The organism is Pseudomonas sp. X4, assembly GCF_040784925.1.
In the GTDB taxonomy this organism is placed as follows: domain Bacteria; phylum Pseudomonadota; class Gammaproteobacteria; order Pseudomonadales; family Pseudomonadaceae; genus Aquipseudomonas; species Aquipseudomonas putida_Z.
This window is the reverse complement of sequence record NZ_CP160798.1, coordinates 4703504-4724137: the sequence shown is the minus strand read 5'-3', so window position 1 is coordinate 4724137 and position 20634 is coordinate 4703504. Positions and strand designations below refer to the sequence as shown.

21 protein-coding genes are annotated in these 20634 nt (G+C 65.8%); 14 read left to right on the top strand and 7 right to left on the bottom strand.

What is annotated here, in order from left to right; translation table 11 throughout:
* The first annotated feature begins 196 nt into the window (after positions 1–196).
* Genes ABX298_RS21095 through ABX298_RS21060 form a run of 8 tightly spaced genes read left to right on the top strand, consistent with a single transcriptional unit; the run spans position 197 to position 6230 of the window.
* Positions 197–1390, top strand: a complete 1194-nt coding sequence (locus tag ABX298_RS21095; RefSeq protein ID WP_367393585.1) for a PepSY-associated TM helix domain-containing protein — start codon at positions 197–199, stop codon at positions 1388–1390.
* On the top strand, positions 1387–1926 hold the full coding sequence (locus ABX298_RS21090; protein WP_085692923.1) for a thiamine pyrophosphate-binding protein: 540 nt from the start codon (positions 1387–1389) through the stop codon (positions 1924–1926). Before ABX298_RS21095 ends, ABX298_RS21090 begins: the two co-directional genes overlap by 4 nt.
* A complete protein-coding gene (locus tag ABX298_RS21085; protein ID WP_025338675.1) occupies positions 1923–2243 on the top strand; it encodes a hypothetical protein in 321 nt (106 codons plus the stop codon). The genes ABX298_RS21090 and ABX298_RS21085 overlap by 4 nt, the downstream gene beginning before the upstream one ends.
* On the top strand, positions 2240–2809 hold the full coding sequence (locus tag ABX298_RS21080) for a DUF6162 family protein (protein ID WP_367393584.1): 570 nt from the start codon (positions 2240–2242) through the stop codon (positions 2807–2809). The genes ABX298_RS21085 and ABX298_RS21080 overlap by 4 nt, the downstream gene beginning before the upstream one ends.
* 16 nt (positions 2810–2825) lie before the next feature.
* The gene (locus ABX298_RS21075) at positions 2826–3728 is read left to right on the top strand and encodes a metal ABC transporter substrate-binding protein (protein WP_025338673.1); all 903 of its coding nucleotides are present in this window, start codon (positions 2826–2828) and stop codon (positions 3726–3728) included.
* The gene (locus ABX298_RS21070) at positions 3725–4471 is read left to right on the top strand and encodes a metal ABC transporter ATP-binding protein (protein ID WP_015270826.1); all 747 of its coding nucleotides are present in this window, start codon (positions 3725–3727) and stop codon (positions 4469–4471) included. The genes ABX298_RS21075 and ABX298_RS21070 overlap by 4 nt, the downstream gene beginning before the upstream one ends.
* Positions 4471–5370 (top strand): metal ABC transporter permease, encoded by a 900-nt coding sequence (locus ABX298_RS21065; RefSeq protein WP_317410460.1) that lies wholly within the window; start codon positions 4471–4473, stop codon positions 5368–5370. The genes ABX298_RS21070 and ABX298_RS21065 overlap by 1 nt, the downstream gene beginning before the upstream one ends.
* A complete protein-coding gene (locus ABX298_RS21060) occupies positions 5367–6230 on the top strand; it encodes a zinc ABC transporter substrate-binding protein (RefSeq protein ID WP_317410459.1) in 864 nt (287 codons plus the stop codon). The genes ABX298_RS21065 and ABX298_RS21060 overlap by 4 nt, the downstream gene beginning before the upstream one ends.
* A 161-nt stretch (positions 6231–6391) precedes the next feature.
* Here the strand turns inward: ABX298_RS21060 and ABX298_RS21055 are convergent, their stop codons facing one another.
* From ABX298_RS21055 to ABX298_RS21035, 5 genes are all read right to left on the bottom strand, one after another.
* Positions 6392–7444: a DUF1615 domain-containing protein gene (locus tag ABX298_RS21055; protein ID WP_025338670.1), complete on the bottom strand. Its 1053-nt coding sequence runs from the start codon at positions 7442–7444 to the stop codon at positions 6392–6394.
* A 26-nt stretch (positions 7445–7470) separates the two neighbouring features.
* A complete protein-coding gene (locus tag ABX298_RS21050; RefSeq protein WP_025338669.1) occupies positions 7471–8022 on the bottom strand; it encodes a hydrolase in 552 nt (183 codons plus the stop codon).
* Between the two features lie 57 nt (positions 8023–8079).
* On the bottom strand, positions 8080–8799 hold the full coding sequence (locus ABX298_RS21045) for a thioesterase II family protein (protein WP_367393583.1): 720 nt from the start codon (positions 8797–8799) through the stop codon (positions 8080–8082).
* Complete coding sequence (locus ABX298_RS21040; protein ID WP_003256222.1) at positions 8796–9017, bottom strand: MbtH family protein; 222 nt, start codon at positions 9015–9017, stop codon at positions 8796–8798. Before ABX298_RS21040 ends, ABX298_RS21045 begins: the two co-directional genes overlap by 4 nt.
* A gap of 246 nt (positions 9018–9263) precedes the next feature.
* Entirely contained in the window at positions 9264–9665 is a 402-nt protein-coding gene (locus tag ABX298_RS21035) for a hypothetical protein (RefSeq protein WP_025338667.1), read from the bottom strand.
* A gap of 262 nt (positions 9666–9927) precedes the next feature.
* Here ABX298_RS21035 and purU point away from each other — a divergent pair, with 262 nt between their 5' ends.
* The 6 genes from purU to ABX298_RS21005 are packed head-to-tail and all read left to right on the top strand — an operon-like array spanning position 9928 to position 16752.
* On the top strand, positions 9928–10794 hold the full coding sequence (gene purU / locus ABX298_RS21030) for a formyltetrahydrofolate deformylase (protein ID WP_013973142.1): 867 nt from the start codon (positions 9928–9930) through the stop codon (positions 10792–10794).
* Positions 10791–11702, top strand: coding sequence for a bifunctional methylenetetrahydrofolate dehydrogenase/methenyltetrahydrofolate cyclohydrolase FolD (gene folD / locus ABX298_RS21025; RefSeq protein ID WP_367393582.1), 912 nt, complete (start codon positions 10791–10793; stop codon positions 11700–11702). Before purU ends, folD begins: the two co-directional genes overlap by 4 nt.
* Complete coding sequence (locus tag ABX298_RS21020; protein WP_367393581.1) at positions 11684–12925, top strand: FAD-dependent oxidoreductase; 1242 nt, start codon at positions 11684–11686, stop codon at positions 12923–12925. Before folD ends, ABX298_RS21020 begins: the two co-directional genes overlap by 19 nt.
* 12 nt (positions 12926–12937) lie before the next feature.
* Entirely contained in the window at positions 12938–13243 is a 306-nt protein-coding gene (locus ABX298_RS21015) for a sarcosine oxidase subunit delta (protein ID WP_025338664.1), read from the top strand.
* A complete protein-coding gene (locus ABX298_RS21010; protein WP_367393580.1) occupies positions 13240–16143 on the top strand; it encodes a 2Fe-2S iron-sulfur cluster-binding protein in 2904 nt (967 codons plus the stop codon). Before ABX298_RS21015 ends, ABX298_RS21010 begins: the two co-directional genes overlap by 4 nt.
* A gap of 3 nt (positions 16144–16146) precedes the next feature.
* Complete coding sequence (locus ABX298_RS21005) at positions 16147–16752, top strand: sarcosine oxidase (RefSeq protein ID WP_085590969.1); 606 nt, start codon at positions 16147–16149, stop codon at positions 16750–16752.
* A gap of 185 nt (positions 16753–16937) precedes the next feature.
* On the opposite strand, the gene ABX298_RS21000 is transcribed toward ABX298_RS21005, so the two are convergent.
* Both ABX298_RS21000 and ABX298_RS20995 read right to left on the bottom strand, forming a co-directional pair.
* Positions 16938–17201, bottom strand: a complete 264-nt coding sequence (locus tag ABX298_RS21000) for a DUF3077 domain-containing protein (protein WP_023660664.1) — start codon at positions 17199–17201, stop codon at positions 16938–16940.
* 545 nt (positions 17202–17746) lie between these two features.
* A complete protein-coding gene (locus ABX298_RS20995; protein WP_367393579.1) occupies positions 17747–20632 on the bottom strand; it encodes an HD domain-containing phosphohydrolase in 2886 nt (961 codons plus the stop codon).
* Between the last annotated feature and the right edge of the window lie 2 nt (positions 20633–20634).

The window sequence follows — 20634 nt, the reverse complement described above, 5'->3', positions numbered from 1 at the left end:
CCCTGTGGGAGCCGGGCTTGCCGGCGATGGGCTGCGCAGCAGCCCCCAATGACACCGACGCCCAGGCATTCGCCCTCGGCCTTGAAACATTTGCTTGCATTTAAAACGGCAGGTTTTCGATTCTCATTCGTCCTTATCAATACAGCCCCTCTTTGGCTGGGCACACGCTCGACTCCCCATTGCAGAAGACCGTCAGATGGCCAAATCACCGAAAAAATCCAAATCCAGGCTGTGGTTCCTGGTCCACAGCTGGCTCGCCTTGCCGATCTGGTTCTTTGTCCTGATCGTCTGCTTCACCGGCATGCTCGCGGTGGTCAGCCAGGAAATCGTCTGGCTGGCCGACCCCGCCGTGCGCGCCAACAAGCCCGACGCCGACGCCGAGCGCCTGAGCTTCCAGCAGGTACTGGACGCCCTGCACAAGGCCGAGCCGGACATGGTGGTGGAGCGGCTGATCCAGCCGGACGGTTCGCACTTCGCGGTCAAAGCCAATGTCACCCTGCCTGACGGCACCAGCCCGACGCTGTATGTAAACCCCTACACCGGGGCCATCCAGGGCAAGACCCCGGACTTCAACTTCGAAGCCTTCACCCGCGCCCTGCACGGCTGGTGGCTGGTGCCGTTCACCAACGGCTTCAGCTGGGGCTGGTACCTGGTGTCGCTGCTCGGGCTGCCCATGCTGGCTTCGCTGGTCACCGGCCTGGTGGTGTACAAGAAGTTCTGGAAGGGTTTCTTCAAGCCGGTGCGCACCGGCCATGGTTCGCGGATTTTCTGGGGCGACTTGCACCGCCTGGCCGGGGTCTGGTCGATCTGGTTCATTGCGGTCATTTCCATCACCGGCACCTGGTTCCTGATCCAGGCGATCCTGGCCGACAACCACATCACCATTTCCAGCCGGCCCATCGTGCCGGTGATCGCCCGTGAGGACGTGCCGCAAACCCCGAATGGCAGCCCGGCAACGCGCATCGACCTGGATGAAGCGGCACGCATCGCCGGCCTGGCGGTCCCGGGGCTGGACATCAGCTTCATCTCGCTGCCGGCCACCGCCTACAGCCACATCACCCTGGCAGGGCCAGGCTGGTACCCGCTGATGTTCCAAAGCGCCTCGGTAAACCCGTACACGCGTAATGTCGACAGCCAGTTCCTGATCAGCGACCGCTCCGCCCTGGAGTTCGTCACCGAATCCATGCGCCCGCTGCACACCGGCGATTTCGGCGGCCTGCCGATCAAGCTGGTGTGGTTCTTCTTCGGCCTGGTCCTCACCCTGATGGTGTTCAGCGGCTTGCTGATCTGGACCAAACGCACCGCCCAGGCCACCGCCGCCGCCCTCAAGCGCAGCGAGCGCGCACCGCGCATGGCGCGCCCTGAACCCACCGTGGAGATCCGCCCATGAGCCAGGCCCAAGCCGTGACCGTCAGCCCGCTGAAGCAACTGTGGCTGAAGTGGCGTTTTCACCTGAACATCCTGCTGATCCTCATCCCGCTGGGCTTCATGCCCAAGTACTTCGCCGACGCCAAGCTGTTCCGCGGCGAAGCGGGGCTCGGCGCCAATGTGATCAACGACATCCAGGTCGGCCCCTATACCCTGGACCTGGCCGAGATGCGTGACGAGGCGCCCCGCGCCGACGGCCCTGCCGGCCACTTCAAGGTCTTCAATGCATCGCTGTGCAAGGCCTGCGTCAACGGCGTCAAGGCGGCCTACCTGCGCATCGGCAAACCGCGCAGCCTGCGCGCCGCCGGCACGATTTTCTTCGGTGCGCCGTACAACATGGGCACCTCGTTGCCGATCCCGCCACGCACCAAGCCCGACGCGCAGATCTGGATCACCCTGGAAGGCTGGGACGGCAGCATGCACCAGGCGTCGGTCCCTCTGGCCAAGGCATCGCCAGCCACCGTGGCCTGGCTCGAGAAACAAGGAGGCAATAAATGAAACACCTGATGCGCACCCTCGCCCTGCCCTTGCTGGTGCTGGCCGCCGGCCCGGCCCTGGCGCACAACCCGATGTGCGAGTGCGAAGAACTGCCTGGCGGCCAGGTCAAGTGCACCGGCGGCTTCTCGGATGGCAGCGGTGCCCCCGGGGTAACCCTGGACGTCATCGCCTACGACGAACAGGTGCTGGTCGGCGGCAAGCTCGGTGATGATTCGACCCTGACCTTCAAGCGCCCGGACGGCGAATTCTACGTGCTGTTCGATGCCGGCCCCGGGCACGTGGTGGAAGTCGACCACGCCGATATCGCCCAGCCATGAGCCGCGCCCAAGTGATTCGCCCGGCCGGTGCCGGGCACGAAACCCTGTACGTGCTGCTGGTCAGCCTGCTGATCGTGGTACTCGCCACCAGCGTGGTGCTGCTGCGCGGCGAACGCGAGGATGAACAGGCCATCGCCAGCCACCAGATCGACGCCCGTCGCGACCTCACCGCCGCCGAGCAAGGCCTGTACACCGACCTGCGGGTGGCCTTCGACGAAATCCAGTTGCTGCGTGAAGAAAACGCCGCCGCGCCCAGCGTACAGGCCCTGGCCGAGGAAGGCCTGCCGCCGTTCGTGGTCGATGCCGGCAGCCAGAGCCGCGGCAGCCACCAATGGTCGTGGCTGGAGCCCGGGGCCTACCTTGGCCGCAGCCAGGCCCCGGAAGTGGCCGGCAGCCTGCTGCTGATCCTGCCGGCCGACAGCACCGGCCAGGCCGATGTCTGGCTGCGCCGCGACAGCGCCGCCGTGACCCCGGACGACCTTGGCCAGGCCGCCCTGATCGCCGCCGGCTGGCAGCAGGTGGTCAGCCATTACGACGCCGGGGTCACCCGCGAACACCGTCACTGAACCCAAGGACTCCCCCATGCTCCGCTCCGCCCTCGCCCTGCTCCTGGCCCTTGCCCTGCCGGCACAGGCCCTGGCCGATAACGGCAAGCCCCTGCGTATCGGCATTACCCTGCACCCCTACTACAGCTATGTGAGCAACATCGTCGGCGACAAGGCCGAAGTGGTGCCGCTGATTCCGGCGGGGTTCAACCCCCATGCCTACGAGCCACGGGCCGAGGACATCAAGCGCATCGGCACCCTGGACGTGGTGGTGCTCAACGGCGTTGGCCATGACGATTTCGCCGACCGCATGATCGCCGCCAGCGAAAAGCCCGGCATCAACACCATCGAGGCCAACCAGAACGTACCCTTGCTGGCGGCCACCGGCATTGCCGCCCGTGGCGCCGGCAAGGTGGTCAACCCGCACACCTTCCTGTCGATCAGCACCACCATCGCCCAGGTCAACAACATCGCCCGCGAACTGGGCAAGCTCGACCCGGACAACGCCAAGCTGTACACGCAAAACGCCCGCGCCTATGCCAAGCGCTTGCGCACACTGCGTGCCGACGCACTGGCCAAGGTCACCGAGGCGCCCAGCGCCACCTTCCGGGTCGCCACCATCCATGCCGCCTACGACTACCTGGTGCGCGACTTCGGCCTGGAGGTGACTGCGGTGGTCGAGCCAGCCCATGGCATCGAACCCAGCCCGGCCCAGCTGAAAAAGACCATCGACCAGCTCAAGGCGCTGGACGTGCGGGTGATCTTCTCGGAAATGGACTTCCCGTCGGCCTATGTCGAAACCATCCAGCGTGAATCCGGCGTGCGCCTGTACCCGCTGACGCACATTTCCTACGGCGAATACACCAAGGACAAGTACGAAGTGGAGATGAAGCGCAACCTCGACACCGTGGTCCGCGCCATCCAGGAGAACCGCGCATGACCGCCGCCGCCAACCTGGTGACAGCCTGCGGGCCGCGCATCGAGTTTGCCGGCATCGACCTGACCCTGGGCCGCACCCGCATCCTCGAACAGGTCAGTTTCAACGTCGCCGCCGGCAGCGTGCATGCCATCGTCGGCCCCAACGGCGGCGGCAAGAGTTCGCTGATCAAGACCCTGCTTGGGCAAATGCCGCACCAGGGCCAGCTGACCCTGCACTGGCCCGGCGAACGCGAAGTGATCGGCTATGTGCCGCAGGCGCTGGAGTTCGACCGTGGCCTGCCGATGACCGTGGACGATTTCATGGCTGCCATGTGCCAGCGCCGCCCCGCCTTCCTCGGCCTGTCGCGCCGTGTGCAGCCGGCTATCGACGCGGCCCTGGCGCGGGTCGGCATGCTCGACAAGCGCAAACGGCGCATGGGCGCGCTTTCCGGTGGCGAACGCCAACGCGTGCTGCTGGCCCAGGGCCTGATTCCCGAGCCGCAACTGCTGGTGCTGGACGAGCCGATGTCGGCCCTGGATGAAGCCGGTATCCAGGTGTTCGAACAACTGCTGCAGGGCTGGCGCCAGGCCGGCACCACCGTGCTATGGATCGAACACGACCTGGAAGCTGTGCTGCGCCTGGCCGACCGGGTTACCGGCCTGAGCCGCCAGGTACTGTTCGACGCCCCGCCCGCCCAGGCCCTGACCCCAGAGCGCCTGCTCGGCCTGTTCTCCGTTCACCCGCGTAGCGAGAGCCTTGCCTGATGAGTTTCGAAATCTTTCGGCAAACGGTCCAGGACTGGGCCACTGCCGGCTACCTGCCCGAGGCGCTGGCCTACGGCTTCGTGGTCAACGCTCTGCTGGCCGGTTTGATGATCGGCCCGGTGCTGGGCGGCCTGGGCACCCTGGTGGTGGTCAAGCGCTTTGCCTTCTTCTCCGAGGCAGTAGGCCATGCCGCGCTGACCGGCGTGGCCATCGGCATCCTGCTGGGGGAGCCCTACACCGGCCCCTACGGCAGCCTGTTCGGCTACTGCCTGCTGTTCGGCATCTTGCTCAACTTCCTGCGCAACCGCACCGGGCTGTCGCCGGACACGCTGATCGGCGTGTTCCTGTCGGTGTCGCTGGCGCTGGGCGCCAGCCTGCTGCTGATGCTGGCGGGCAAGATCAATGTGCACATCCTCGAGAACGTGCTGTTCGGCTCGGTGCTGACCGTCAGCGGCCAGGACCTGGTGGTGCTGGGCATCGTCGCGGTGCTGGTGCTGGCATTGGCCGTGCCGCTGTACAACCGCATCATGCTGGCCAGTTTCAACCCACAGCTGGCGGCCGTACGCGGGGTGGCGGTGAAAACCCTGGACTACCTGTTCGTGGTGCTGGTGACCCTGGTCACCGTGGCCTCGGTGAAGGTGATCGGGGCGATCCTGGTCGGGGCGCTGCTGGTGATTCCCGCTGCCGCCGCACGCCTGGTCAGCCAGTCGCTGAAGGGCTTTTTCTTCCTGTCGGTGCTGATCGCCACGCTGAGCACGTTGCTCGGCATCCTGCTGCCGATCGTTTGCGACCTGCCGGTGCCGTCCGGCGCCGCGATCATCCTGGTCGCCGGCATCTGCTTCGCCCTGGCGGCGCTGGCCCGCGCCCTCGTCCCCCGCCTGCAAGGAAACCCGGCATGAACCTGAAACGCCTGACCCTGGCGCTGGCCCTGGCCGGCCTGCCGTCGCTGTCTTTCGCCACGCAAGTACTGACCACCCTGCCCGTCACTCACAGCCTGGCCAGCGCCCTGCTCGACGGCACCACGGTGCAGCTCACGCGTGCAGCCCCCGCCAACCTGCCTGCCAGCCGCCAACCTTCCTATTTCAGCGGGCGCGGTGGCGCCAGCCTGCACAAGGCCGCGCAGCAGGCCGACGCGGTGATCGGCGTGCGCTCGATCTGGCGTGACGACCCGCTGTACCCGATGGCCCGGCGCAGCAATATCCGGATCGTCGAGATCGACGCCGCACGGCCGGTGGATGGCGCACTGCCGGGTATTGCGGTGAGCGGCGACGAGGCCTATGGCGCTTACCCCTGGCTCAACCCGACCAACTTCGGGCGCATGGCCGACGTGGTAGCCAATGACCTGGAGCGGTTGGCGCCGGGCGACAAGGCGAAGATCCAGGGCAACCTGGCCGGGCTCAAACGCCAGTTGCTGGAGCTTTCGGCCAGCAGCCAGACACGCTTGGCCAAGGTCGACAACCTGACGGTGGTGAGCCTGTCGGAGCGGCTGGGTTATCTGGCCAGCGGGTTGAACCTGGACGTGGTCGAGCAGCCGCTGCCGGCCGAGTGGGATGCGACTGCGCTGAAGGCGCTGGGGGACAACCTGAAGGCGCAGGATGTGGCGCTGGTGCTGGACCATCGGCAGCCTGAGGCGGCTGTGGCCGAGGTGATCAAGGCGTCCGGGGCGAAGCTGGTGGTGGTGGAAAGTGACCCTGAGGATGCGTTTGCGGGGCTGAAAGCCAGTGTGGATCAGGTAGTTGCCGCCCTGGGCGAAAGCTGATCAGGCAGGCTGGCACGGTCAATGTGGGAGCGGCCTTGCGTCGCGAAAGGGCCGCATCGCGGCCCCAGGATTTCAGCACAGATGCACAAATTTCTGGGGCTGCTGCGCAGCCCTTTCGCGACGCAAGGCCGCTCCCACAGTTGACCGCGTTGGATGACAGGCTAGCGCTTCATGCACCGCTGATAACGCTCATCCACCCGCCCGGCAAACCACGCCGTGGTCAACTTGCGGGTGATCTTCGGGCTTTTCAGCTGAATCCCCGGCAGCACCGCCCGTGGCACCGGCTTGCCGGCCGCGGCATCCGCCAGGGCAAACACCCCGCTGTACAGCTTGCTGTCCTCGAAGGCCAAGCTATCGCCCTCCTCCAGCTGGCTGCGGATCTGCGGGTTGCGCAGGCCCAGCTTCCCTCCCAGTTTGCGCGCCGCCTTTTCCGTGGTCCCGGGCATGATCGAGCCCGGCGCCACCAGGTCGCCATCCAGCGCCAGCGTTACCCCCGTCACCTTGCTCAGTGCTGCCTGGAATGCCGCATTGCGGCTGGCGTACCAGCCCGCGTTGAAATCGGCAAAGCGGTACAGCTGGCGATCGTAGTTGGCCGAATAGCCCAGCAAATGGGCGATACCGAAATACATGCCGCCACGCCGGGTGAACACTTCCTGGCGAATGCTGCCGTCGTGGCTGTAGGGGTAATCCCGCGCATGCTTTTCGGCAAAGTCGATGCTGACCTGCATCGGCCCACCGGTATGCACCGGGTTCAGCCCGCCCAGCAAGGTCTTGCCCAGCGGCACGCGAGCGATGACTTCGTCATACAGTTCGCTCAACTGCTTCTCGCTGCGCACCGCCTGCAAACGTTGCTGGTAGCTCTTGCCATTACCCGACGGCGTCTTCAGTGCACCATCGACCAGCAGCTTGGGGATATGCAGGCGCGCGGCGCGGCGGTCGATTTCCTCCCGGGCGATACGCCCCAGGTTGGGCACCTGCGGGTCGGCATTGAAGGTCGATTCCTGTTCGGTCACCGCCAGCACCGCACACAGGTTGCTCTTGCTGGGGGCAATACGCTGGGCCTCGAACGCCACCTGAATGTCCCGGGCCCAGCCCTCGCGGTCCTTGGCCTGGGCGGGCAACAGCCGCAGCAGTTGGGCGCGGACCTTGGCCGGGTCCGCCTCGGGTGCTTCCTCACGGCGCCCGGCGCAGCCTTGCAGCAGCGCCAGGGCCATCAACCCGGCAGCCAGTAACCGGCCGTTCAGGGCTGTTCACCGACCAGGTAGGTCTTGCTGATGTGCCGGAACAGCGGGTGGCCGGCACTGCCCATAAGCTCGAACAAAACCATTTCGCGGGTCACCACCTGCGCCCCCGCAGCCCGCATGCGCGCCAGCCCTGCGGCCTTGCTCGCCGGGGTACGGCTGTCGCAGGCATCCTCGACCACGAACACCTGCTTGCCCAGCGCCAGCAGGCCGAGCACGGTCTGCAGCACACAGACGTGGGTTTCCATGCCACAGACAATCACTTGCTCGCGCGCCATCAAACTCGCTGGCAGGCACTCTGCGGCCACGCAGGAAAAATGGCTTTTCTCCACCACCTCGGCGGCCGGCGCTGCGGCCAGCAGCTCGGCCAGGGTATGGCCCAGGCCCTTGGGGTACTGCTCGGAAATCACCGTCGGCAGTTCCAGCTCGTTCGTCGCCGCCAACAACCAGCGGGCCCGCGCGCGGGTGCCTTCAGGGTCGCTCATGGCGCCGATGAGTTTTTCCTGGATGTCGACGACCAGCAGCGTGGCCTTGTGGGGATCGATCAGCATTGTCTGCCTCTTGCCTGGGAAAAGGCCTAGCCTCCCCCAGGCAAGCGGTGACGTCAATCAGGCGGACAGCCGAAGCGGTTGCAGCGACGCGGTCAGCGCAGCGAGCACCCGGTCCTCATGCTCATGGATGAAGAAGTGGCCGCCAGGGAACATCTGCAGCGAGAACGCCCCGTGGGTTTCCTGGCGCCAGGCCTGCAACTGCTCGTCACTGGCGCGGTCCTGCATGCCGCCCAACACGTGCAGCGGGCACTGCAAGGCCGGCCGCTGGCGGTAGGCGTAGGTACCACACAGCAGGAAGTCCGCGCGCAGGGTGGGCAAGGTCAGGCTCATCAGCTCGGCGTTGGCCAGCACTTCCTCGGGCGTGCCCTGAAGCTCGCGCAACTCGCCGATCAACTCGGCGTCGTTCTTGGGCTCGCGCCAGTTCTTGCCGTCGTAGTCCTCGCGGCGGGTCGGCGCTGCGGTACCGCAGGCGAACAGGGCCAGTGGCGCCGGGCAGCCCAGCGCCTGCAACTCATGGGCAAGTTCAAATGCCAGCAAGGCGCCCAGGCTATGGCCGAGCAGCGCGTAGGGGGTGCTGGCCGCCAGGCGCTGTTCGGCGGCCAGTTGCCGGGCCAGGGCCTGCATGTCGGTGTGCAGTGGCTCGGCCATGCGCGCACCACGCCCGGGCAGTTCCACCGGGCGTACCTGCAGCCACGTCGGCAGCTTGCGCCGCCAGCGGCTGTAGACCATGGCGCTGGCCCCGGAATACGGCAGGCACAGCAGGTTCAAAGCAGTCACTGGGCGGCGGCTTCGGCCATTTTCTGGCGCAGGCTCAGCGGGCGCATGTCGGTCCAGACTTCATCGATATAGGCCAGGCAGTCCTTCTTCAGGCCGCTCTTGCCTACGGCACGCCAGCCGTTGGGGATGGCTTTGTAGTCGGGCCAGATCGAGTATTGCTCTTCGTGGTTGACCACTACCTGGAACTGGATATCGTCGCGGTCGAAAACGGAAGTCATTGCCTGTCTCCTTGAGTGATGAATGCCGCTGCGCGCCTGGCGCAGGGGGGCTTTCAAGTAGACGTAGCGTGCGGCGGAAAAATTAGTGGGGCTGACGCGGTCCCCTGTGGGAGCGGCCTTGTGTCGCGAAAGGGCTGCACAGCAGCCCCGGCAATATTTGCGTCACAGCTAGAACCCAGGGGCCGCTTTGCGGCCCTTTCGCGACACAAGGCCGCTCCCACAAAGAGCCGGTGCTGGGATGAAAGATCAGGTATCACGCAACAGGTCGTGGGTATCGAGCAAGCGGAAGGCCACCTGCGGGTTGCGCTCCAGCCCACGGCGGATCGCCGCCGGGATCGACTGCCGGGTCTTGCGGCACAGCCCGGGCTGGTCGTCCAGTTCGATGACGATGCCACGCATGGTCCGCACTTCGTTGAAACCAGGGGCGATATGCACGCGGATGCCCAGGTTTTCGTACATCCGCTGCTGCAGGCGTTGCAGGTCTTCCAGGTCCTTGAGGTTTTCCAGGCGGTCGAGCAGGCGCTTTTCTTCCTGGCGGGTCAGCAGGAGGATGCGCTGGGCTGTCTGCGGGTGGTCGGCCAGGTGTTCGCGGCCACAAATGCAGGCGCCAGGTGGGCAGGGTTGGCGCAGGGATGGAGAACTGGTCATGGGGCAAGCATAGCCAGTTTTTGTGCCGCCTGTGCGGGCCCTATCGCCGGCAAGCCGGCTCCCACAGGAGCCGCGATGGCGTAAAAAACTTTCCTGTCAGGATAAAAAATTTCACAAATCTCTAGACCGCTACCCCTCACTTCGCCTATAAATCTCCAAAAGGAAATTTATATTCCCACCAAGAAACATATCTTCGCCTCCCGCGAAGCCTCTTTTGCCCTTGTGCCCGACCTGCCCCACTCCATCACGAGGCCTATCCGACATGCATCCCGCTCCCGATCACTTCATCCTGCGCGTCAGCTGCCCGGCCGTGTCCGGCATCGTCGCCGCGGTGACCACCTACCTGGCCGAGCACGGTTGCTACATCAGCGAGATGGCGCAGTTCGACGACGAGGACAACGGGCGCTTCTTCATGCGCGCGGTGTTCCGCTACAACACCGGTGTCACGGGTGACACACCGCAGCTGGAAGCCGGCTTTGCCGATGTCGCCCAGCGCTTCGACATGCAGTGGAGCCTGCACAGCAGTGCCCGGCCGATGCGCGTGCTGCTGATGGTGAGCAAGTTCGACCACTGTCTGTCCGACCTGCTGTACCGCCATGCCAAGGGCGAGCTGGACATGCAGATCACCGCCGTGGTCTCCAACCACCTGGACCTGCGCCCGATGGCCGAGCGCCAGGGCATCCGTTTCGTCTACCTGCCGGTCAGCAAGGACACCAAGGCCGAACAGGAAGCCGCGCTGCTGCGCATCGTCGAGGACACCGGCACCGAACTGGTGGTGCTGGCGCGCTACATGCAGATCCTCTCCGACGACCTGTGCCGCCAGCTGTCAGGCCGGGCGATCAACATCCACCATTCGTTCCTGCCCGGTTTCAAAGGCGCCAAGCCTTATCACCAGGCCTACCAGCGCGGGGTGAAGCTGATCGGCGCCACCGCCCACTACGTCACCAGCGACCTCGACGAAGGCCCGATCATCGAGCAGGAAGTGCAGCGCGTGGACCATGCCTACGCACCGGATGACCTGGTGGCCATCGGCCGCGACACCGAGACCATCGCCCTGTCCCGCGCCGTGAAATACCACCTGGAGCACCGGGTGTTCCTGAACCACGACCGCACGGTGATCTTCAAATGAACGCCATTCCCGGTATCAAGCTGATCGACGGCAAGGCCACCGCGGCGCGGGTGCTGGCCGAGGTACGCGAGCAGGTGCAGGAACTGCGCCAGGGCGGCGTGCAGCCGGGCCTGGCGGTGGTGCTGGTCGGCGCCGACGCTGCCAGCCAGGTGTATGTGCGCAACAAGGTGCTGCGTGCCGAAGAGGTGGGCATCCGCTCGCTGGAGCATCGCCTGCCCGCCGACACCAGCCAAGCCGAGCTGCTGGCCCTGATCGAGCGCCTCAACCGCGCCCCCGAGGTCAACGGCATCCTCGTGCAACTGCCGTTGCCGGCCCATATCGACGAACACCGCATTCTCCAGGCGATCAGCCCACTGAAGGATGTGGACGGTTTCCACAGCGAGAACGTCGGCGGCCTGGCCCAGGGCCGCGATGTGCTCACCCCGTGCACGCCCAGCGGCTGCATGCGCCTGCTGCGCGATGCCTGTGGCGAGCTGCGCGGCAAGCATGCGGTAGTGGTCGGCCGCTCGAACATCGTCGGCAAGCCCATGGCCGCCCTGCTGCTGCAGGCCGACTGCACGGTGACCGTGGTGCACTCGCACAGCCGCGACCTGCCGGCGTTGTGTCGCCAGGCCGACATCCTGGTGGCCGCAGTGGGCAAGCCGCGGCTGATCGGTGCCGACTGGCTCAAGCCCGGCGCGGTGGTGATCGATGTCGGTATCAACCGCATCGACGAAGGCGGCCACAGCCGCCTGTTCGGCGATGTCGACTTCGCCGCCGCCCTGCCCCAGGTGGCCGGCATCACCCCGGTGCCCGGCGGCGTTGGCCCGATGACCATCGCCTACCTGATGAAAAACACCCTGCTCGCCCTCGACCTGCAACAACAGGCCGCCCACCAGGAGCGCACCCCATGCCTTTCGCCCTGCTGAAATACGGCCTGAGCGCCGACTACCCGGTGGAGGTCGACCTGCCACCACCGTGCGAACTCAAGCCACGCTATGACGTGGTGATCGTCGGCGGCGGCGGCCACGGCGTGGCCATCGCCTACTACTTGGCCAAGTACCACGGCATCACCAATGTCGCCGTGCTGGAAAAGGCCTACCTGGGCGGCGGCAACACCGCGCGCAACACCGCGGTGATCCGATCCAACTACCTCACCAGTGAGGGTGTGCGCTTTTACGCAGAATCGGTGCGCATGTTCCAGAACCTGTCGAACGAGTTCGACTTCAACATCATGTATTCCGAGCGCGGTCAGCTCACCCTGGCGCATACCGACGCGACCGTGCGCGCGTTCCGCCAGCGCGCCGAGGTCAACAAGCATTTCGGTGGCCGCACGGAAATGATCGACCGCCAGCAGATCCGCGAACTGGTGCCCAGCCTGAACCTGGACCCGGGGCACCTGCCGGTGCTGGCTGGCCTGTGGCACATCGACGGCGCCACCGCGCGCCACGACGCAGTGGCCTGGGGCTACGCCAGGCAGGCGGCCAAGCGCGGCGTCGAGATCCACCAGCTGACCGAAGTGCAGGAGCTGCTGATCCGCAACGGGCGCATCGAGGCGGTGAAGACCAACCGTGGCACCGTGCAGTGCGGTTGCGTGGTGCAGGCCGTGGCCGGGGCCAGTTCGCTGCTGATGGCCAAGGCCGGCATCCGTGCACCGATCCATACCTACCCGCTGCAGGCCATGGTCACCCAGCCGTTCAAGCCGTTCCTCGATCCGCTGGTCAGCTCGTCGGCGCTGCACTGCTACGTGCAACAGACCAGCCGTGGCGAGATCGTCTTTGGCGGCGGCTCCGACCCCTACCCGCTGTACAACACCCGCTCCACCCTCGACCTCAAGGAAAGCCTGCTGGCCCACGCCATCGAGATGTTCCCGTTCATGGCCAACGCCAAGCTGATGCGCCAATGGGCCGGGAGCACCGACATGACACCGGACTACAGCCCGATCATGGGCCTGTCGCCGGTGCACAACTATTACCTGGACGCCGGCTGGGGCACCTGGGGTTTCAAGGCCACGCCGATCTGCGGCAAGACCATGGCCGAGCTGGTCGCCAGTGGCGGCAAGGTGCCGGAACTGATCGCACCCTTTGCCCTGGAGCGCTTCAGCCGCTTCCAGCAAGTCAACGAAATGGGCGCCACCGCGGCCAGCCACTAAGGAGCGACGACGATGAAGATCCTGACCTGCCCCTTGAACGGCCCGCGCAATATCAGCGAGTTCACCTACGGCGGCGAATTCAGGCACATGCCCGACCCGGCCAGCTGCAGCGACGCCGAATGGGCCGACTATGTGTTCAACAGCGACAACCTGGCCGGGGTGGTGACCGAGTGGTGGCTGCACAACGCCTCCAGCTACTGGTTCCTGGCCGAACGCCACACGGTGAGCGACCAGGTGCTGCGCACCTTCGACCCGAAAGAACTGTTCGACCGCCGCGTCGACTTCAACCCCGCCGCCACCCCGGAGATTGCCGGATGAACAGCCACACTCGCCTCCCCGCGCCCATGGGCCTGCTGATCGACCGCGAGCGGCCCCTGCACTTCCAGTTCGACGGCCAGGCCTGCCAGGGCTTTGCCGGTGACAGCATCGCCAGCGCCTTGCTCGGCAGCGGCCGCTGGTTGCTGTCGCGCTCGTTCAAGTACCACCGCCCGCGCGGCCCGCTGAGCATGGCCGGGCAGGATGCCAACACCCTGGTGCAGCTGCCGGACGAGCCCAATGTGCTGGCCGACCTGGAAGCCGCCCGCGATGGCCAGGTGGTCGAAGGGCAGAACTTCAACGGTAGCCTGGCGCACGACCGCGATGCCTACCTGGGCAAGTTTTCGCGCTTCATGCCGGTGGGCTTCTATTACCGCTCGTTCTACAAGCCCAAGGGCATGTGGAAGGTGTGGGAGCCGCTGATCCGCAAGAAGGCCGGCCTGGGCGTGCTCGACCTCGGTTTCAGGCCGCAGCACTACGACAAGGCCTATCTGTTCGTCGATCTGGCCGTCATCGGCGCTGGCCCGGCGGGCCTGCGTGCGGCACTGGACGCGGCCAATGCCGGGGCCAAGGTGTTGCTGATCGAGCAACAGCCGGTGCTTGGCGGCTCGCTCACCTACGCCCGCTTCGACATTGCCGGCACCCGCGCCACCGGCCTGCGCCAGGAACTGCTGGCAGCCGTCGAGGGCCACCCGAACATCCAAGTGCTGCTGGAAGCCACCTGCAACGGCTGGTTCACCGACAACTACCTGCCGGTGATCCAGCACAAACGCCTGTACAAGGTGCGCGCCAGCCGCTGCCTGGTGGCGGCCGGTGCGTTCGACCAGCCAGTGGTGTTCCGCAACAACGACCTGCCGGGGGTCATGCTGACCAGCGCCGCGCAGCGGCTGATGAAGCTGTACGCGGTCAAGCCGGGCCAGCGCGCGGTAATCCTCACCGGCCACGATGACGGCTACCTCGCCGCCCTCGACCTGCAGGAGCAAGGCGTGGCCGTGGCCGCGGTGGTCGACATGCGCGCCGAGCCAGCCGATGCCGCAGTGGCCGCCGAACTGAAGCGCCGCGATATACCCGTGCACCTGGGCAGCACCGTGTACGAAGCCCTGCACGAAGCGGGCATGCGCCACGTGAGTGGCGTGGATATTCGCCCGATCACCGGCCAGGGCAAGGTCGGCCCGCACGGCCTGCGCCTGGCCTGCGACCTGCTGTGCATGTCGGCAGGCTACATGCCGGTGTACCAGTTGCTGTGCCAGGCTGGCGGCAAGCTGGCCTACGATGTGAACCGCGACGAATTCGTCATCAGCAACCTGCCGGCCGGGCTGGATATCGCCGGCTCGGTGAACGGCCGTCACGCACTGGGCAATGTGCTGGCCGACGCCACTCGCGGGGCTGTCGATGCGCTGGCAGCGCTGGGCCTGGAAGCGCCGGTGCAGCCAGTGTTCAGTGCCGAAGCCAAGGTCAACTTCCCCTGGCCGATCTTCCCCCACCCCAAGGGCAAGGATTTCGTCGACTTCGACGAAGACCTGCAAGTGCGCGACATCGTCAACGCCACCCGCAGCGGCTACCGCGACGTGCAGCTGGTCAAGCGCTTTTCCACGGTCGGCATGGGCCCGTCCCAGGGCCGCCACTCGGCGCTACCGACCGCCCGCCTGGTGGCCCAAGCCACCGGGCGCAGCATCAGCGAAACCGGGGTGACCACCGCCCGCCCACCGTTCCAGGCGGAAAAACTGGCCCACGTCGCCGGCCGCGCCTTCGACCCGTACCGGCAAACACCGATGCATCGCCGCCACTTGGAAGCCGGGGCGAAGATGATGCCGGCCGGCCTCTGGCAGCGCCCGGCCTATTATGGCAAGCCCGAGGAACGCGAACGCTGCATGCAGGAGGAAGCCCGCCATGTGCGCGAGAAGGTCGGCCTGATCGACGTATCCACCCTCGGTGGCCTGGATGTGCGCGGCCCCGACGCCGCCGAACTGCTGGAGCGCCTTTACACCTTCGGCTTCGCCAAGCTGGCAATCGGCCGCACCCGCTACGCGCTGATGACCAACGAGCACGGCGTGGTGATCGATGACGGCGTGTGCGCCCGGCTGGGCGAGCAGCACTTCTACGTCACCGCCACCACCAGCGGCGTCGACCGCATCTACCAGCAGATGCTGAAGTGGAACGCGCAATGGCGCCTGGATGTGGACGTCACCAACGTCACCGCCGCCCTGGCCGCGGTCAACCTGGCCGGGCCGCTGTCACGCCAGGTGCTGGCCAAGGTATGTGACGATGTGGACCTGTCGGCCGAGGCCTTCCCTTACCTCGGCGTACGCCAGGGCACCGTGGCCGGTATTGCCGCGCGCATCCTGCGGGTGGGCTTTGTGGGTGAACTGGGCTACGAAGTGCACGTGCCGGCGCGCCACGCCGAGCGCCTGTGGGATGCCTTGATGCAGGCCGGCGCGGGGTTGGGCATTCGCCCGTTCGGCGTCGAGACCCAGCGCCTGCTGCGCCTGGAAAAAGGCCACGTGATCATCAGCCAGGACACCGACGGCATGACCCACCCGGCGGAGATCGACATGCAGTGGGCGATCGGCCGCAAGAAGCCATTCTTCGTCGGCAAGCGCTCGATCGAGATCCTCGAAGCGCAGCCGCTCAAGCGCAAACTGGTCGGCTTCACCCTGCCCAAGGGCAGCCCGCAGCCGCTGGAGGGGCATCTGGTGCTGGACGGGGCGGATATCAGCGGCAACGTCACATCCTGCGAATACTCGCAAACCCTGGGGCAGATCATCGGCCTGGCTTACGCCGGTGCCCATCAGGCCACGCCTGGCATGCACATCCCGATCCGCGTGGAGGGCGGCGTGATGGTCAATGCCAAGGTGGTGCCCCTGCCGTTCCACGATCCCGACAACCTGCGCCAGGAGGTCTGAGCCATGACCAGTTTGCAAGCCGAAGCTTTTATTCCACACAGCCCGCGGGCCGAGCTGTTGCACAACTGCGCGTTGACTGACCTGACCGATCTGGCACGGGTCGGGTTTCGAGGGGGCGACAGTGCCGCTTGCCTGCAGGCGCGTGGCTACCGCTTGCCGTCGCTACCCAACCAGGCCGTGCGCCAGCAAGACGGTGGCTGGGTAGCGCGCTTGTCGCAGACCGAGTACCTGCTGTTGGGCAGCCTGGCGGACGGCGGTGCACGGGTGGCTGCCGAAGAGGCCGGGTGGGTGCAGGATGCCCGGCGCAACTACCTGCTGCCGCGCCAGGATAGCCATGCCTGGCTGCAGCTGTCGGGGGAGTATTGCAGCGCGGTGATGGCCAAGTTGTGCGGGGTGGACTTGCGCGCCCAGGCGTTTCCCGTTGGGGCGGTCGCGCAGACCTCGGCGGCGCGGATCAACGTGATCGTGCTGAATGTGGGGAGCGATGAGAGGCCGGCGTTGCAGTTGCTGTTTGATCGGGCGTCGCTGGCGTATTTCCGTGAAGCGGTGCTGGATGCCATGGATGAGTTCGATGGTGGGTGGGTCGGGGTGGATGAACTGATGCATTGACCTGCGCCGGCCTGCCCTGTTCCTCATTAACGGCGCGATTCCTGTAGGAGCGGCCTTGTGTCGCGAAAGGGCCGCAAAGCGGCCCCGGCGTTTTTGCGGTGGTGCACAGATCGTTGGGGGCGCTTCGCACCCCTTTCGCGACACAAGGCCGCTCCTGCAAAGTAATCACGCAGATCTGCGATACCTCAGTGCTTCATGCCCAGCTCGGCATCATCCATCAGCGCCTTGGCCATTGCGCTCAGGTAATGGGCGGCCCAGATCATCATCGGTTTCTCATCCATCAGGCCGGTGATGGTCAGTTCGCGGACATAGCCCATCAATTCCGAGGACTGCTCGCGGGCATCGCGACAGGGGATGCCGGGCTCGATGCGGAACAGTGGATGGGTGCCGTTTTCGCCTTGGTAGAAGGTGGTCTTGCCGACGGTGAATTGGGTGTCTTCTGTGGTCATTGGTGAATCCCCCTGAAATATCTCGACTGCCTGAGCCGGCCCTTTCGCGGGTAAACCCGCTCCCACAGGTACTGTGCAAGTCTTGAAGTCTGTGGTGATCCTGTGGGAGCGGGTTCACCCGCGAAGAGGCCAGCCCTGGCGACACATCAATAAAGCCTTAATGCAAAGTGCTGCGCCCATCGGGCATCTGCTGTCTTCGAAGGAATGGGGGGATGTGGGGTGGATCGGGGACAACTTTCAGCATGAATCAACTCCTTGATGGAGCTACCACACACCTGCTGTCAAACGGGAGGGCGGCAACTGTACGTAGGTTGACAGACCGGCGGAGTTGATCAGTTACCGGCGCACGCGAACGTGCCCTACGCACAGCTGCCATTGAAAGTTCAGCCATGCGATCAACCCAAAGCGGCCTGTCAAAGCCGATCGCTGATGTGCAGCGACCCGCCGAGACTAGAGCGCTGCCAAAGCGGCCGCAACGGGAAACAGGCGGCGTGAGTATCTTTGGGAAATGGCCTACAAGGAAGGGGCTAAATCTGATTTTTCGCTCAAGCCGGGCAATGCATCTGCCCCAACCAGTACGCCACATCCACCTCATCGATCTGCTCGGCACGCAGGAACCGCTCGGCATACTGGCGGTACACCCCGCTGCTGAGGAACAGCTCCAGCAACTGGCCGTCGATGTGCCCGCCACGGGCCATGCCCACCAGGATCTTCACCGACTCGGACAGGGTCTTCGGCGCCTTGTAGGGCCGGTCCGCCGCGGTCAGCGCCTCGAAGATGTCGGCAATCGCCATCACCCGCTCGGCAATGCCCAGGTCCTGCTCGCCCAGCCGGCGCGGGTAGCCGCTGCCGTCCATTTTCTCGTGGTGGTTGCCGGCGATGTCCGGCACCCGCTTGAGCTGGCGGGGGAACGGCAAGGAACTGAGCATGATGATGGTCTGCACGATGTGTTCGTTGATCTTGAAGCGTTCCTCATCATTCAGCGTGCCGCGGCGGATCGCCAGGTTGTACAACTCGCCATGATTGCTGGCACAGGCCGGCAAGCGCATGTCGAAGCCCCAGCGGTTGCGCGGGTCGCCCTTGGCCACCGGGGGCTTGCGGGGGCCCCAGGGCACGCAATGCTCAGGGCGGTCGGCCAGCAGTGGTTCGTCAACCGGTAGCGCAGGCGCAGGCACATCGGCAAAGCGCTCCACCTCATCACGGGAGATGCCCAGGCGGTTGTCGAAATGGCGCTGCCAGCGGCGCTGGCCAATCTGCTGCAGGCGTTCGATGTCGGCGTCCTGCATGAACTCGCCGCCGATGTTGGCCTGGGCGACGAAGGCGAAGTCGTCCTGCAGCTGGGCCTGGCTGCGCGCCAGGGTGGCTTGCAGCGCCTGCTGGTCGCCACCGCTGGCCAGGCCTTGCCAATAGGCCAGCTCGGCATCCCGCCAGAGCACCTCGAAACGCATGCGTACCTCGTGGATACGGTTGTACAAGGTTTCCAGCTTGGTCGCCTTGTCCACCACATACTCGGGGCTGGTGACCTTGCCGCAGTCGTGCAGCCAGGCCGCCACGTGGAATTCGTAGCGTTCAGCCTCGGTCATGCTGAAGCTGGCGTACGGGCCGGTTTCGGCCGCCACCGCCTGGTCCAGCAGCATCTGCGCCAGTTGTGGCACCCGCTCGCAATGGCCGCCGGTATAGGGGCTCTTGGCATCGATGGCATCGGCCAGCAGCTTGATCATGGCATCCAGCAGGCGTTGCTGGGCTTCGACCAGCTGGCGTGTCTCGATGGCCACCGCCACCACCCCGGACAGTTCGGCAACAAAGCTGCGGAACGGCTGGCCTGTCTGCTCGTGTACAGGTCCATCGCCCAGTTGCAGGACCAGGATGCCCAGCAACGCCTGGCTACGGTCATTCAATACCAAGGCCATGCTGCCCTCATGCAGGCCGAGAGCCTGGGTCACCGCCGTGGCGAGGTGCTGCTGGGCAGTCTCATCCACGGCCAGCTCGCCAGGGTACTGCTCGCCACGGCAGGCCGCGGCCAGGCGCAGCAAGGCATGTTCGGCATCGAACAGGTACACCACGCCGGCACTGACCCCGGCGGCTTCCACCAGATGGGTCAACACACCGTCGAGCATGCGCTCCAGGTCGCGCTCGCGGCTGAGCGTGAGGGTAATCGCCTGGAAGCTGCGGATGGTGCCGGACATGCGGCTGAGCACGCGGCTCAGCTCACGTACCTCGGACACCCGCGAGCGCACCCCGACTTCGCGGCTGAAATCAAAACCCGCCACGCCTTGAAGCTGTTCGGCCAGCAGCCGCAACGGGCGGCCGATGCGCCGGCCGAGCACACCACCGAGCACCAGCAGCACGGTTATCAGGGCGGCGGTCCAGAGCAACTGTTCGAGCAGTACCTTGCGCGCACCGGCCAGCAACTCATGGCCTGGCACGGCAATCAGCACCTGCAGGTCCTGCCCGGCCAGGTTGGTCAGTTGTACGCGCATGCCATACCAGGTCTGGCCGTCCACCTGATAAGGCTGTGGCCGGGTGCCTTGCGGCAGGTCGGCGTAAAGGTGCTGCAGGCTGGGGATGCCCAGTTCGCCGATGCGCGACAAGCGCACGGCCTGCCCTTCGTGCACGATTACCCGCTGCAGGTCCGGGTAGGCCACCACGCTGCCCTGGTCGTCGACCACGACGATCTCGGTGCCGGGGGTCATGCGCAGGCCCTGGGTCTCGCTGGCCAGGTCATCGACCGAAACGTCCATGCCGATCACCGCCCCGCCGTCGACACTGCGCTGGGCCATGGTCAGGCCGATCTCGCGGGTGGTGAAGAACACATAGGGGTGGGTCAGTACGGTGGTGGGTTGGGCGCTGGCCTCGACAAACCACGGGCGCGTGCGCGGGTCGTAGCGGTATTCGGGCTTGGCCTGGGCCTGCAGCAGGTTCAGCGCGTGGTCGTAGAAGCGCCATTCACCCTGCACCGCCCCGCCCTCACGGCTGACGCTCTGCACCAGGAACACGGTGCCCGGCGGCGCGGCGAAACGCTGCAGCAACTGCGGGTCGCGCAAGCGGCGCACCAGCAGGAACTCACCACTGGGGTAACCCATGTAGGCAGCACTGAGCATGCGGTTGGCGTCCAGCGTCTCGACCAGTTGCGGCAAGCGTTCCAGGCGCTGCGCCGGGGTTTGCGCGGCCGGGTTGTGGGCGAGCAGGCGGATACTGCTGTGCACCGGGTCGATCAGGCGCCGGGCGCGCTCGTCGATGGTCTTGCCAATTTGCTGGGCAGAATCACCTGCTGCGGCCACCAAGGTCTGGCGAATGCCGTGATAGCCCTGCCAGGCCAGGGCGGCGCCGAGCAGCAACATGCCCAGCACGATGGCGAGTGCCACCAGCCACTGCAGTGAAATGCCACGTCCGGCGTTGCCAGCAGCACGACCATTCGACACGCAGCCCATCC

Bases quoted from the DNA above. Each gene is read 5' to 3' on its own strand.
- ABX298_RS21095 (WP_367393585.1), top strand. From the start codon at position 197: ATGGCCAAATCACCGAAAAAATCCAAATCCAGGCTGTGGTTCCTGGTC.
- ABX298_RS21090 (WP_085692923.1), top strand. From the start codon at position 1,387: ATGAGCCAGGCCCAAGCCGTGACCGTCAGCCCGCTGAAGCAACTGTGG.
- ABX298_RS21085 (WP_025338675.1), top strand. From the start codon at position 1,923: ATGAAACACCTGATGCGCACCCTCGCCCTGCCCTTGCTGGTGCTGGCC.
- ABX298_RS21080 (WP_367393584.1), top strand. From the start codon at position 2,240: ATGAGCCGCGCCCAAGTGATTCGCCCGGCCGGTGCCGGGCACGAAACC.
- ABX298_RS21075 (WP_025338673.1), top strand. From the start codon at position 2,826: ATGCTCCGCTCCGCCCTCGCCCTGCTCCTGGCCCTTGCCCTGCCGGCA.
- ABX298_RS21070 (WP_015270826.1), top strand. From the start codon at position 3,725: ATGACCGCCGCCGCCAACCTGGTGACAGCCTGCGGGCCGCGCATCGAG.
- ABX298_RS21065 (WP_317410460.1), top strand. From the start codon at position 4,471: ATGAGTTTCGAAATCTTTCGGCAAACGGTCCAGGACTGGGCCACTGCC.
- ABX298_RS21060 (WP_317410459.1), top strand. From the start codon at position 5,367: ATGAACCTGAAACGCCTGACCCTGGCGCTGGCCCTGGCCGGCCTGCCG.
- ABX298_RS21055 (WP_025338670.1), bottom strand. From the start codon at position 7,444: ATGGCCCTGGCGCTGCTGCAAGGCTGCGCCGGGCGCCGTGAGGAAGCA.
- ABX298_RS21050 (WP_025338669.1), bottom strand. From the start codon at position 8,022: ATGCTGATCGATCCCCACAAGGCCACGCTGCTGGTCGTCGACATCCAG.
- ABX298_RS21040 (WP_003256222.1), bottom strand. From the start codon at position 9,017: ATGACTTCCGTTTTCGACCGCGACGATATCCAGTTCCAGGTAGTGGTC.
- ABX298_RS21035 (WP_025338667.1), bottom strand. From the start codon at position 9,665: ATGACCAGTTCTCCATCCCTGCGCCAACCCTGCCCACCTGGCGCCTGC.
- purU (WP_013973142.1), top strand. From the start codon at position 9,928: ATGCATCCCGCTCCCGATCACTTCATCCTGCGCGTCAGCTGCCCGGCC.
- folD (WP_367393582.1), top strand. From the start codon at position 10,791: ATGAACGCCATTCCCGGTATCAAGCTGATCGACGGCAAGGCCACCGCG.
- ABX298_RS21020 (WP_367393581.1), top strand. From the start codon at position 11,684: ATGCCTTTCGCCCTGCTGAAATACGGCCTGAGCGCCGACTACCCGGTG.
- ABX298_RS21015 (WP_025338664.1), top strand. From the start codon at position 12,938: ATGAAGATCCTGACCTGCCCCTTGAACGGCCCGCGCAATATCAGCGAG.
- ABX298_RS21010 (WP_367393580.1), top strand. From the start codon at position 13,240: ATGAACAGCCACACTCGCCTCCCCGCGCCCATGGGCCTGCTGATCGAC.
- ABX298_RS21005 (WP_085590969.1), top strand. From the start codon at position 16,147: ATGACCAGTTTGCAAGCCGAAGCTTTTATTCCACACAGCCCGCGGGCC.
- ABX298_RS21000 (WP_023660664.1), bottom strand. From the start codon at position 17,201: ATGACCACAGAAGACACCCAATTCACCGTCGGCAAGACCACCTTCTAC.
- ABX298_RS20995 (WP_367393579.1), bottom strand. From the start codon at position 20,632: ATGGGCTGCGTGTCGAATGGTCGTGCTGCTGGCAACGCCGGACGTGGC.